The sequence below is a fragment of the Alkalibacterium sp. MB6 genome, from assembly GCF_009935905.1.
In the GTDB taxonomy this organism is placed as follows: domain Bacteria; phylum Bacillota; class Bacilli; order Lactobacillales; family Carnobacteriaceae_A; genus Alkalibacterium.
In genome coordinates this window covers 21,887-33,546 of sequence record NZ_PREX01000009.1, presented here as the reverse complement: position 1 = coordinate 33,546, position 11,660 = coordinate 21,887, and the positions used below count along the sequence as shown (strand labels likewise).

The 11,660-nt window shown below is 39.4% G+C and carries 12 protein-coding genes; all 12 read right to left on the bottom strand.

The window, feature by feature from the left end:
* Positions 1-172 precede the first annotated feature (172 nt).
* Positions 173-1,117: an NAD(P)-dependent oxidoreductase gene (locus tag C3945_RS04940; RefSeq protein WP_237585486.1), complete on the bottom strand. Its 945-nt coding sequence runs from the start codon at positions 1,115-1,117 to the stop codon at positions 173-175.
* Between the two features lie 46 nt (positions 1,118-1,163).
* Positions 1,164-1,982, bottom strand: a complete 819-nt coding sequence (locus C3945_RS04935) for a hypothetical protein (RefSeq protein WP_161878582.1) — start codon at positions 1,980-1,982, stop codon at positions 1,164-1,166.
* 30 nt (positions 1,983-2,012) lie between these two features.
* Positions 2,013-2,894, bottom strand: coding sequence for a 16S rRNA (cytidine(1402)-2'-O)-methyltransferase (rsmI, locus tag C3945_RS04930; protein WP_161878639.1), 882 nt, complete (start codon positions 2,892-2,894; stop codon positions 2,013-2,015).
* The gene (locus C3945_RS04925) at positions 2,872-3,219 is read right to left on the bottom strand and encodes a GIY-YIG nuclease family protein (protein ID WP_161878581.1); all 348 of its coding nucleotides are present in this window, start codon (positions 3,217-3,219) and stop codon (positions 2,872-2,874) included. Before C3945_RS04925 ends, rsmI begins: the two co-directional genes overlap by 23 nt.
* Positions 3,209-3,994: a tRNA1(Val) (adenine(37)-N6)-methyltransferase gene (locus tag C3945_RS04920; RefSeq protein WP_161878580.1), complete on the bottom strand. Its 786-nt coding sequence runs from the start codon at positions 3,992-3,994 to the stop codon at positions 3,209-3,211. The genes C3945_RS04925 and C3945_RS04920 overlap by 11 nt, the downstream gene beginning before the upstream one ends.
* A 291-nt stretch (positions 3,995-4,285) precedes the next feature.
* Positions 4,286-4,846 (bottom strand): anaerobic ribonucleoside-triphosphate reductase activating protein, encoded by a 561-nt coding sequence (gene nrdG, locus C3945_RS04915; RefSeq protein ID WP_161878579.1) that lies wholly within the window; start codon positions 4,844-4,846, stop codon positions 4,286-4,288.
* 1 nt (position 4,847) lies between these two features.
* Positions 4,848-7,061: an anaerobic ribonucleoside-triphosphate reductase gene (gene nrdD / locus C3945_RS04910; RefSeq protein ID WP_161878578.1), complete on the bottom strand. Its 2,214-nt coding sequence runs from the start codon at positions 7,059-7,061 to the stop codon at positions 4,848-4,850.
* A 118-nt stretch (positions 7,062-7,179) separates the two neighbouring features.
* Positions 7,180-8,142: a class 1b ribonucleoside-diphosphate reductase subunit beta gene (gene nrdF / locus C3945_RS04905; protein ID WP_161878577.1), complete on the bottom strand. Its 963-nt coding sequence runs from the start codon at positions 8,140-8,142 to the stop codon at positions 7,180-7,182.
* 84 nt (positions 8,143-8,226) lie between these two features.
* The gene (gene nrdE / locus C3945_RS04900; protein WP_237585481.1) at positions 8,227-10,413 is read right to left on the bottom strand and encodes a class 1b ribonucleoside-diphosphate reductase subunit alpha; all 2,187 of its coding nucleotides are present in this window, start codon (positions 10,411-10,413) and stop codon (positions 8,227-8,229) included.
* On the bottom strand, positions 10,400-10,771 hold the full coding sequence (locus tag C3945_RS04895) for a ribonucleotide reductase stimulatory protein (protein ID WP_161878575.1): 372 nt from the start codon (positions 10,769-10,771) through the stop codon (positions 10,400-10,402). The genes nrdE and C3945_RS04895 overlap by 14 nt, the downstream gene beginning before the upstream one ends.
* Before the next feature lie 2 nt (positions 10,772-10,773).
* Complete coding sequence (nrdH, locus tag C3945_RS04890; RefSeq protein ID WP_161878574.1) at positions 10,774-11,007, bottom strand: glutaredoxin-like protein NrdH; 234 nt, start codon at positions 11,005-11,007, stop codon at positions 10,774-10,776.
* A 308-nt stretch (positions 11,008-11,315) separates the two neighbouring features.
* Positions 11,316-11,660, bottom strand: coding sequence for a DNA replication initiation control protein YabA (locus C3945_RS04885; protein ID WP_161878573.1), 345 nt, complete (start codon positions 11,658-11,660; stop codon positions 11,316-11,318).

Genomic DNA, 11,660 nt, shown 5'->3' with positions numbered 1-11,660 from the left:
CCAAAAAAGGTCATGACCGTATTATAGCACGTTCTTGTTCGCATCGTTAGGTTTTTTTAATAATTTTATTACCTTTTTGCCATTTCATTTATATGACTTCTTTCACATCAAACTAGCAAAAAAAGCTCCCCTTCTAAATCATTTCCATTTAGAAAGAGAGCTTATACATTAATTAGTAACCACTTTTTAGATCCACGACATTGACTGTTAAGTCTTCGCCTTTAGAAAAAGCTTCTAAGTTTTCTTCAAAAATAGGAAATAAACTAGCTGCGTAATCATCTAAATTACCAGCAATATGTGGCGTGAGGAGCATGTCTTCCCTTTGATAAAACGGATGATCGCTTGGTAATGGTTCTTCTTCAAAGACATCCAGTGCAGCGAATTCAATCAAACCATCTTCTAGGGCTGTTAACAGATCCTTTTCGACAACAGTCGTTCCACGTCCCACATTAATAAAGATTGCCGACTCTTTCATTTTCTTAAACAAATCAAGGTTGAACAGGTTCTGAGTTTCATCAGTGGACGGCAGGATATTGACGACAACGTCTGCTTTAGGTAGGGCTTTTTCAAAATCTTCTTGAGTAAATTGTTCATCCATAAAATCGACTGAACGCCCACTACGGTTAATTCCAATAGTCTTCATATCAAAGGCTTTGGCTCGTTTTGCTGTCTGCGTACCAATGTGTCCCGCTCCGACAATGACTATGGTTTTATTCGTCAATTCTCTGATATGTGGCACATCTTTATCCCAAATACCTTCCAATTGCTTTTTAAAAGAGTAGCCGATGCCTCGCGTATAGTTTAACAGTAAACCAAAGATACTTTCTGAGATAGCATTGGCATGAATGCCGACAGCACTCGTCAACTGAATCCCTTTTTTCTCTAGTAACTCCAGATCGACATAGTCAACGCCAGCGGAATTGAGTTGAATCCATTGAACTTGAGAATCGTCATCTTCTAGTAATTGAGGGCACTCTTCTTTATCCCAACCATAAATGATGTTGATGTCAGATAGGTTAGCCGCTTCGCCTAATGAAGAAATAATCTCGATATCTGAATCCAACTTTTTTACCGTATCCTGCTGTTCTTCTGTTAATTCATAGTAACTTAGTAACACCTTAGACAAAGCTATCTCCCCTTTTTTATTCTAGTTTTCCGTTATCTTATTCGACGCTGTTATACTCCCCAGTCGCTGAATCTAATTGAAGCAATTCATCCGTTTGAATATTGTAACGGTACATGCCAATTAAATTAGACCATGCAACGCCATCTTGGTCAACTGATTCGCGTGCTTCCAATTGAACCCATTCAGCGTCTTCTTGATTTACAAAAAAGAAGTAAGCGTCGTTTTCAAGATCCACTCGCTCTAACAGTTGTTCAAAAGCATAGTCTTCTGCTTCTTCTTTTGTCATGTCTGATTCTTCTATTTGACTATCTTCTTCGTCTTGTTCAATCCAAATGTGCAGTTGCTCATCTGTGGCGTCTTCAATTGCCTGACCTGTTTCGTCTTGATAAAGTTGAGCAATGATTTCGGACTGGCGCTCCTCTTTGAAAATAGATGCTTCTATATCCGTTCCACCAGAGATTAACTGTATGCCTGTCTGGTTTTCCGTTATTTCAGCATTCAAAGCTTCTGCTTGTTCCTTTATATCAGGGTAGTTATTCAAGTCGGACTCAAGCAACAGGGTCAAGGTCCCAGCGGCTTCTTCGTACTGATTTGATTCAACTAATAATTGAGCTTGGGCAAGCATCTCACTATACATCAGTTCTGGGTCATCATCGTCAGTTAACGTATCTTCTACTTCAGTGTCCTCTGTTTCAGTATCCTCTGCTTTACTATCTTCTGACGTTTCAGTCCCTGTTTCTTCTACCGGATCCATCGGCTCTTCCTCTGTCATCTGGCATGCGGCCAGAACTAATGTTGAAGATAGTAAGACACCTAATAATGCTTTCTTCATAACGCCCACTTTTGTATTATCCATCGCTGGTATTCCTCCTCTGTCTTGAGTTTGTTAGTGTTCATCTAGTTGATGATAAGCTGAGTATATCTCTCTTTTTGGCAAATCACGACTAATAGCTACTTCTTTTATTGCTTCTTTACTAGAAACGTTCTTTTCTTCCATTAGGTGTTCCACATGTTCCTTAACTGACCATTTTTCCCATTCTGGGTTACCTTCTTCCACTACATGAGCATTCCCCTCTACGATGATAACGAACTCACCCCGTACCTGCTCGCTAAGAGTCCATTCACTGATTTCTTCTAAGTTCCCTCTTATAAACTCTTCAAAGCGTTTCGTTACTTCTCTTGCTAAAACGACTTGTCTGTCATATCCAAATATCGCTCGCATTTCTCCGATGACTTGCTTAAGCCGATGAGGGGATTCATAAAAAATAAGTGTTTCTTCGCGTTTGTTTAAGTCATTCAATGCCTGTTTAAGGTCATTCTTTTTTCTAGGCAAAAAGCCGTAAAAGTAAAAGGGCTGTGGTGCTAGCCCTGAAGCGATTAATGCAGTCAAAGCAGCGTTGGCTCCTGGCAGTGGAATAACCGATATCCCAGCCTCAATGGCAGCTTTCACTAACTCTACTCCTGGATCACTGATGGAAGGCATCCCCGCATCACTAACTTGAGCAATCGTTTGGCCGTCCACTAATTTTTGAATCAATTGCTCGGTTCGTTCTTTAACATTATGGTCATGGTAACTAATTTGCGGTGTGGTTATGTCAAAATGATTTAATAATTTCTGCGTGTTTCTCGTATCTTCTGCCGCTATGAGGTCTACTTCTTTCAATAACCGTATTGCTCGAAAGGTCATATCTTCCAAATTCCCGATAGGTGTTGGCACTAAATAAAGGCTGCCTTTGTCTTTTGGTTCAAAGCTCTTTTGTGTTTCCATCATTATCCTCGTTTCTCCCTGCTGACTCATTCACTATGCACTCTTTTTGCTTAATTAGGGGAAACTTGACCCCGTTCGTTTTTAAAAAGTTTTCTTTTTGACGTCGTGTTAATTTTTTAAATGCTGCCTCTGCTTTCGTTGCCTCGCTTCTCGTATCGTAACTTTCTGCATAAAGCATATGAGCAGGACGTCTATAGGCTGGACGAGTATATTTAGCCCCTGTTCCAGAGTTATGTTCGTTCAGTCGTCTATTAATATCCGTTGTGTACCCTCCGTAAAGCGTGCCGTCCTTACAGTAAAGAACGTAAAAATAACTAAGCATCATGTGACTCATCCCCATGAATCATTCGTTTCACTTCTGGAAAATACGTCCCATCCTCTTGGTACACATACAAAGGGGGTAACACTTTAAAGCCTGTCTCTTTCCCGTGTTTAATGCCTTCAATGAGTAGCATGTTCGCCTCTTTATTTTCCTTTGGGTAGACGAACCGGACTCGTTTGGGCGTTAAGTTTACTTTTCTCATCTCGTCCATTATTTCTAAAAAGCGATCCGGACGGTGGACAAAATACGCTTTGCCTTTCATTTTGAGTAAACCCGAACTCGCTTGCATCAATTCTTGTAAATTTAAATGCAACTCATGCCTGGCAATGGCTAAATGCTCATTCGGATTTTTATGACTCTTATCTGAGATTTTGAAGTAAGGAGGGTTACAGGTCAATACGTCTACCGAATCTTTTGGGATATGTTGGTTAATGTCTTTTACATCTGCTTTAATCACAGATACTTGATTCTCTAATTTATTCAACTCGATACTTCTCTGAGCCATATCGACTAATCGACTTTGAATTTCGATTCCTGTTACCGGACTATCCGTTTGCTGGCTTAACATTAATGCAACCGCACCGTTCCCTGAACACAAATCCACAATGTTCGCTCGGTTATGTTTCGGAACTTTAGCGAAATCTCCCAACAGGACCGCATCCAGCGAGAATGAGAATACAGACGGACTTTGGATGATTTCCAATCCATACTGCATCAGTTGATCTACCCGTTCATCTTCTTTTAATTGAATCGTCACTACTTTAGCTTCCTTTATCATTGTTTTATCCATTATACCAAATTTATCGATGCCATGAGATGGTTCATACTGTTTTTATTTTAAAGTAAGAGTAGCTACTACTATGTGTTCTTTGGTTTCAACTCACAATGGCTTTCCTTCTTGAGTTGTAATCATTTAGGCTTTTGATTACAACTCAGATGGACGACTCACCTTGAATGGTCATCATTTTCTTTAACCTTAATCAAAAAAGCCTTAACCTCAAGCATCTAGGTTAAAGCTTTTTTAGTCAATGATAGACATACATCGTAATAGGAATCCTGCAGGAAAAAGTTAATGGTATTTTCCATTTTTCCACAAGACGACTGTATTTGAGGCAAAGGATCGTTTGACATCAATGATACGTTGATTAGAACTTCCACGAAATGCAAGATTCAAATTTTTCAGCTGTTTTTCAAATCGACCGTCTACCAAAACATCGATATATTGAAGCAACTCTAGTTTATCTTGAGTGCCCTGCAATAGTTCTTCCCAAGTGTAGCCGCTCCAGGACCAAATATCTTTTTCATCTCCAAACTGCTTTCGCACTTTACGACATAAGGACAAGGTCACATCTGTATTTAAAAAGGGTTCCCCACCAAGTAAAGTTAGTCCTTGGCAATACTCGGCTTCTAGATCCTTTAAAATGCGCTCTTCCAATTCAACTGAATAAGGGGTGCCGTATGAAAAGTTTTGAGCTACTTTATTGTAGCAACCCTTGCAGGCAAAGGGACAGCCGCTCACATAAAGACTACACCTGACTCCCTCTCCGTCCACAAAATTATAAGCTTTATAGTCAGCAATATAACTCTTACTAAAGGTTTTTGATGTCCATTCGATTGGATTTGCTGGCATACTAAGCCCTGCCCTTCATGTGTTTCACGCGAGAGGCTATCTCTTTATGACGTCCCTCTACCATTGGTCTTTTTTGTGGATTACCTAAATACCCACAGGTTCGTTTCACGACATCACAGGTTTCAGGATCCGTATTCCCGCAACTCGGGCAAGTGAAGCCTTGTTCTGTTGGCTTGAAATCTCCTTCAAAATCACACTGGTAACAGCGATCAATCGGTGTGTTGGTCCCTAGGTAACCCACACGGTCATAAGCGTAATCCCAAACAGCTTCCAATGCTTTCGGATTACTTTGTAGTTTAGGGTATTCACAGTAGTGAATAAACCCGCCCCCTGTATACGGTGCATACTCTTTTTCAAACTCTAACTTTTCAAATGGTGTTGGGTTTTTCCGTACATCGTAGTGGAAACTATTTGTGTAATAGCCTTTATCCGTGACATCTTTTATTATGCCGAATTTGTCTTTATCGAGTTTACAAAAGCGGTCCGTCAAACTTTCACTAGGTGTTGAATAGACACTGACATGAATGCCACTCTCCTGACCCCACTGATCTGCCTGTGCCTTTAGTTTTTTTAATATAGTTAACGTAAACTGCTTTGCTTCTTCATTATCTTCCCATTCTGCCCCATAAAATAGCGTGGCTGTCTCATAAAGACCAATGTAACCTAAGGATATCGTCGCACGCTTATTCAAAAAGAGCTGAGAGACGTCATCATCTTTAGTGAGTCGTTTACCAAAAGCGCCGTGCATATACAGAATGGGTGCATTGGATGGTTCGGCCTCCATCACTCGGTTAGCTTTGAAGAAAAGTGCATCCTTAACTAATGCTAGACGTTCCTCCAACAGGTGGTTAAAGCAGTCCATGTCTCCTTTTGCCTCAATAGCTAGCCGAGGAACGTTTAATGTGACCACACCCAGGTTCATTCGACCGGCAGCTACTTCGTTGCCTTGTTCGTCTTTCCACCCTTGAAGGAATGACCGACATCCCATAGGGGTTTTAAAACTCCCTGTCAATTCAACCAGTTTATCGTAGCTTAATATGTCAGGATACATACGCTTAGTCGAACACTCTAAAGCCAGTTGTTTGATATCATAATTTGGGTCCGTTTCATCTAGATTGAGTCCTCTTTTTAACGTGAAAATCAGCTTAGGAAAAATAGCCGTCCGCTTTTCTTTACCAAGACCTTTCAAGCGGACCAATAGTATCGCTTGTTGTATGTCTCTTTCTATCCAGTTTTTCCCCAATCCAAAACCTAAACTTGTAAAAGGTGTCTGACCTTGAGAGGTATATAGCGTATTGATTTCATATTCTAGGCTCTGCATGGCATCATAAATGTCTTTTTTTGTTTTCTCTCTGGCGAAAGCTTCTTGCTTTTCATGCCCTTCGATCCATTCTTGAGCGGTGGCAAGGTGTTTGTCATAATTGAGCTGGGCATAAGGAGCCAACACTTCATCAATACGGTCGAAACTGCATCCGCCGTATTGACTCGATGCCACATTCGCTATGATCTGGGCTGTCTGTGCAGCTGCTGTTTGAATGGATTTAGGTGATTCGACTTCTGCATTCCCAATTTGAAACCCCTCTTCAAACATATGCTTAAAGTCAATTAAACAGCAATTGCTCATTGGGGCATAAGGCGTGTAGTCTAAATCATGGTAGTGAATATCTCCTTTTTCATGGGCATTGGCTACATGAGGCGGCAGTAGTTTTAATCCTATTGCTTTTCCAACAATCCCTGCTGTTAAGTCTCTTTGTGTATTAAACACTTTACTATCTTTGTTAGCGTTCTCATTAACAATCGATTTTTCCTTTTCCAGTAAACTCTGAATCATTATGTTCACATCGCGCCTGTTCTCACGTTCTTTAGCTTTTTCTTTTCGTCTTGTCACATAAGCTGTTGTAAGATCAGTCATCCCTAAGTTGCTGAGTACGAAAAGAACGACTTTATCAATCGTTTTCGTGTCCACATCCATTGCGTCATCACTTATCATCTCCTCAACTGACAATGAGATGTCCTTTAATTCATCTATACTATAAGACAAATCCATCTGCTGGCTTGCTTGAAACAAGGCTTCCGTTATTTTTTTCCGATTATATGTCTGTACACGCCCATCTCGTTTTAACACTCGTTTAGTCAATACCGGTTGATTCTCCACTACACTTCCTAAGTTTAATTCCAATTGTTGTACGGCTATTTCTTCCAAGTTAGTATTCATCTTAATCACTACTTTCTTAATTGTTCAATAATTCACATTTAAGTGCAAAAAAATAGGTAAGCCAACCTATCGACCCACCCTTTTTACAAGGTGGGCAAATGAAGGCTGTCATTAGTAATTAGGTGGTCCACGTCAGATAATCGCTATCTTCCATCGATTCTACCATTCCAACCAAATAACCATTCCCTACTTGCGAGAAGAAGTCGTGGTTGCTGGTTCCTGTAGAAATGCCATTCATAATAATCGGATCAACGTCGTCAGCTGAATCCGGAAACAGAGGGTCAAAGCCAAGGTTTTGCAAGGCTTTATTTGCATTGTACCTTAAGAATGTCCCCACGCGATCTGTCCAGCCAATGGCATCGTAAAGATCCGCTGTATATTCCATTTCATTTTCGAATAACTTGAATAATAAATCATATGTCCAGTTTTTTAATTCTTCTTGTTCCGATTCTTCTAATTGATTGTAACCAATTTGGAATTTGTAGCCAATGTAAGTCCCATGAACCGATTCGTCACGCAAAATCAACTTAATAATTTCAGCAACGTTGGCTAATTTCCCATTCCCTAAATAGTGAAGGGGTGCAAAGAATCCCGAATAGAATAGGAAAGACTCCAAAAAGACACTAGCTGCTTTCTTCTGCAACTCTGTTCCTTCTTGGTAAATAGCATTGATGATTTGTGCTTTTTTCTGAAGTCTTGGATCCGTATGCGTCCATTCGAAAATTTGGTCGATTTCTGCTTTGGTATTTAATGTACTGAAAATAGCACTGTAACTTTTAGCGTGCATCGATTCCATAAATTCCATATTATTGTAAACCGCTTCTTCATGTTGGGTACGGCTGTATTTTTTTAAAGACGATACGCCGTCTTGCGACTGTAGGGTATCTAAGAGCGTCAAGCCTCCAAATACCTTAGCCAGCATATCTCTTTCGTCCAAGCTTAAACGGCTCCAGTCCCTTAGGTCATTGGATAAAGGGATACGAGTATCCGTCCAAAACTGTTCAACTAATTTTTCCCATGTTAACTTGTCAATCATATCTTCAATACGATTCCAGTTAATTGCTTTGTATGATTCTACCATTTTTCTGTCTCCTTATTTAAGGAGGAAAGTCTTCCTTGCCGACTCTCCTCCCTCATGTCAAGGTTCGCATGCATGTGTAATGTGTTAAATCGTGCAGCTCTCGCAAGCATTTGCTCCGATTTCTTCTTCGTCATCTGTAAAAGTACGAATGTAGTAAATCGATTTAATCCCTTTATTGTGAGCATAATGTCTTAAAATGGAGAGGTCACGTGTTGTTTGTTTATTCGTTCTTCCCTCTTTCCATTCGTAAAGACCTTCTGGCAAGACGGAACGCATGAAGAGAGTTAAGCTCATACCTTGGTCCACATGTTTTTGAGCAGCAGCATAGACATCAATGACTTTTCTCATATCAGTGTCGTATGCACTCGTGTAATAAGGCATCGTTTCATTAGATAAATAAGGTGCTGGGTAATACGTTTTACCTGTTAACTTCTCTTGTCGCTCTTCCACCAAACGAGTAATGGGGTGGATACTTGCAGACGTCTCATTCACGTAACTGATTGAACCAGTCGGAGCAACAGCTAATCTATTTTGATGGTATAAACCATGCTCTTTAATGTCTTCTTTCAAAGCTTTCCAATCGTCAACACTTGGAATAGCAATGCCACGCTCTTCAAACAGTTTTTGGTTTTTATCAAACTCAAAGGTGAATGCTTCATTAACATACTTGTCAAAATACGTACCATCAGCGTATTTGGATTTTTCAAAGTTATGGAAAACGGTTTGACGTTCTTTAGCCATCTTATTGCTCGCTTTTAATGTGTAGTAATTTAACAGCAAGAAATAAGCATCTGTAAATTCGATCGATTCAGGCGATCCGTAATGCATCTTATTTAAAGCAAAGAAGGTATGCAAGCCCATGGCTCCTAAACCGATTGTATGGTACTTATCGTTCCCGTGTTTAACTGTTGGAACAGCATCAATGCTTGAATGATCTGTTACATAAGTCAATGCACGAACCATGGTATCAACTGACTGTCCAAAATCTGGCGTATTCATCAAGTTAACCACGTTTGTTGAACCTAAGTTACAACTGATGTCCGTTCCCATGACTTCATATTCTTGGTTATCTTTAATGAGTGATGGTTCTTGAATTTGAAGAATCTCACTACATAAGTTACTCATTGTGATCGTTCCATAAACGGGGTTTTCCCTATTCGCTGTGTCAATGTTAATCACATAAGGGTAACCTGATTCTTGTTGCAGTTTAGAGATTTCATTCTCCAACTCACGGGCATTGATAGCTGTTTTTTTAATTTCTGGGTTAGCGACTAAATTGTCGTATTCTTTTGTGATATCCACATAAGCAAATGGCTCACCATAAATGCGTTCAACGTCATACGGACTAAATAAATACATCTCCTGGTTGTGAGCGGCCAACTCATAGAATTTATCTGGAACGACAATTCCAAGAGACAGTGTCTTCACACGCACTTTTTCATCTGCGTTTTCTTTTTTAGTTGATAAGAAGCTTAAAATATCAGGGTGGAATACATTCAAGTAGACAGCCCCTGCACCGTTTCGTTGACCCAACTGATTGGAATAACTAAAACTGTCTTCCAATAATTTCATGACTGGTAGTACACCACTAGATGCATTTTCGATTTTCTTAATCGGATCACCTGCAGCACGAAGATTCGTTAAGTTAACGCCCACTCCTCCACCAATACGAGACAGCTGCAAAGCAGAGTTGATGGTTCTTCCGATACTGTTCATGTCATCCGTTGCTTGAATGAGGAAGCAAGAGACAAACTCCCCTCTTCGTTTACGTCCAGCATTTAAAAAGGTTGGAGTGGCTGGCTGGTAGCGCTGATTAATAATTTCATCAGCAATCTTTAACGCAAGTTCCTCGTCGCCGTTTGCCAAAAACAAGGCATTAAATGCAATACGGTCTTCAAAGCGTTCTAAATACTGTTCGCCATTATTTGTTTTCAGCGCATATTGAGTATAAAACTTGTACGCTCCCATAAATGAACGGAAACGGAATTGTCTAGTGTAAAGATCTTCAAACATTTGGTTTAAAAATGCTTCTGAATACTGTCTGATAAATCCTTCTTCGATAAAATCATTATCAATCAAGTAGTTTAATTTTTCAGATACGCTATCAAACTGAACCGTCATAGGGTTGACGTGCTCTTTAAAATAAGCCTTAACTGCTTCCTGGTCTTTATGCAAAGGGATCTGATTATTTACCGGGCGATTGATTTCATTGTTTAATTTAAAATAGGTTACGTCGTTAGAATTGGTTTTTACTGCACTAGTTGAAGCCAAGATCATCCACCGCTTTCTTCAATTTTAATACGTCATTGTCATTTCCTTGAAATTCAAACTCGTGAAGCAAAGGAACGTGATAATCGTTTGCTAAATCTTTAGCCGTAAAGACAAATAGCTTTCCGAAATTCAAATTACCCCCACCAGCAACTCCTTTGAAAAAGTCCTGGTTGTTTCCTGTTTCTAAAAAGTCATCCCATAAGTCTGTCATTTCTTTATCATAAGTTGGCGTCACTATAATAAAGGGCTCACTTACAGAAACAAATGGATCTGCTGGATTTAACTCCAGCACATCCATATTTAACTTGTCTACAAATTTACGAGTTTGTCCAGTCAATGTGAAATAAATGATTTTCATTTTTACGCTAGTTTGCTTAAAATATCCGGTCTAAAGCCATGGAACGCCTCAATGCCTTCAGCCAATACGACAGGTAGCGAACTAAAGCCCATGCTTTTTACTTCCTTAACTGCTGACTCGTTTTGCTCAATGTCTTTAATCTCATATGGAATACCTTTGTCTTCTAAGAACTTTTTAGTAAAATTGCATTGCATGCAATTTGGCTTTGAATACACGATTACTGGTGCTTTTTTCATTTTATTTCCCTCCGTTATGGTCTCTATGCAGGATTTGACATTAGTTTCTACATACAACATGTAGTAGCTAACGATTTAGAAACGATTGGTCGTTTCTTTTCCTTTGATAGTTATTATTCTACATGACTCTATATAAATTGCAAGCATTAAACACTACATATACGGTAATTAATTTTACCAACCACAACATATAGTATGTGAAACAAAAAACACACTCCCGTCAATCCGCTTATAACGCACGGAAATCGGGAGTGTATCCTATTTTTAAAGGTTTAAAAAAAAATTTCAATACACTACATATAGTGGTTCTATTTTCTTTCACCATAAATAACTTCCAAACAAAAGGCACATGGCTCGTCTCCATCTCTTCGTGAACCATAAAACAAGTTACACACATGGAAGCCGTCTTCATAAATCTTTTCTAAGTTCAGACGAGATTTAGTCATACCGGTATCGGTGAGCTGTTTCTCAATTGATTGTTGTTTGGTGATTTCAGCCAAACGGTCTCTCAAGTGTTGATTTTCCATTCTCAAGACATTGTTTTCTTCTGTCAAATGGGACATTTCTTCTTTTACATGTTTAATGATGTTTAATGTGGCTTCTGCTTGGGATTCTAGATCAGAAAAGGTATCATATAATTCTTTTTTATCCAT

Coding starts and splice junctions, on each gene's coding strand:
- C3945_RS04935 (WP_161878582.1), bottom strand. CDS start 1,982: ATGGATAATACAAAAGTGGGCGTTATGAAGAAAGCATTATTAGGTGTC.
- rsmI (WP_161878639.1), bottom strand. CDS start 2,894: ATGGAAACACAAAAGAGCTTTGAACCAAAAGACAAAGGCAGCCTTTAT.
- C3945_RS04925 (WP_161878581.1), bottom strand. CDS start 3,219: ATGATGCTTAGTTATTTTTACGTTCTTTACTGTAAGGACGGCACGCTT.
- C3945_RS04920 (WP_161878580.1), bottom strand. CDS start 3,994: ATGATAAAGGAAGCTAAAGTAGTGACGATTCAATTAAAAGAAGATGAA.
- nrdG (WP_161878579.1), bottom strand. CDS start 4,846: ATGCCAGCAAATCCAATCGAATGGACATCAAAAACCTTTAGTAAGAGT.
- nrdD (WP_161878578.1), bottom strand. CDS start 7,061: ATGAATACTAACTTGGAAGAAATAGCCGTACAACAATTGGAATTAAAC.
- nrdF (WP_161878577.1), bottom strand. CDS start 8,142: ATGGTAGAATCATACAAAGCAATTAACTGGAATCGTATTGAAGATATG.
- C3945_RS04895 (WP_161878575.1), bottom strand. CDS start 10,771: ATGAAAATCATTTATTTCACATTGACTGGACAAACTCGTAAATTTGTA.
- nrdH (WP_161878574.1), bottom strand. CDS start 11,007: ATGAAAAAAGCACCAGTAATCGTGTATTCAAAGCCAAATTGCATGCAA.
- C3945_RS04885 (WP_161878573.1), bottom strand. CDS start 11,660: ATGGATAAAAAAGAATTATATGATACCTTTTCTGATCTAGAATCCCAA.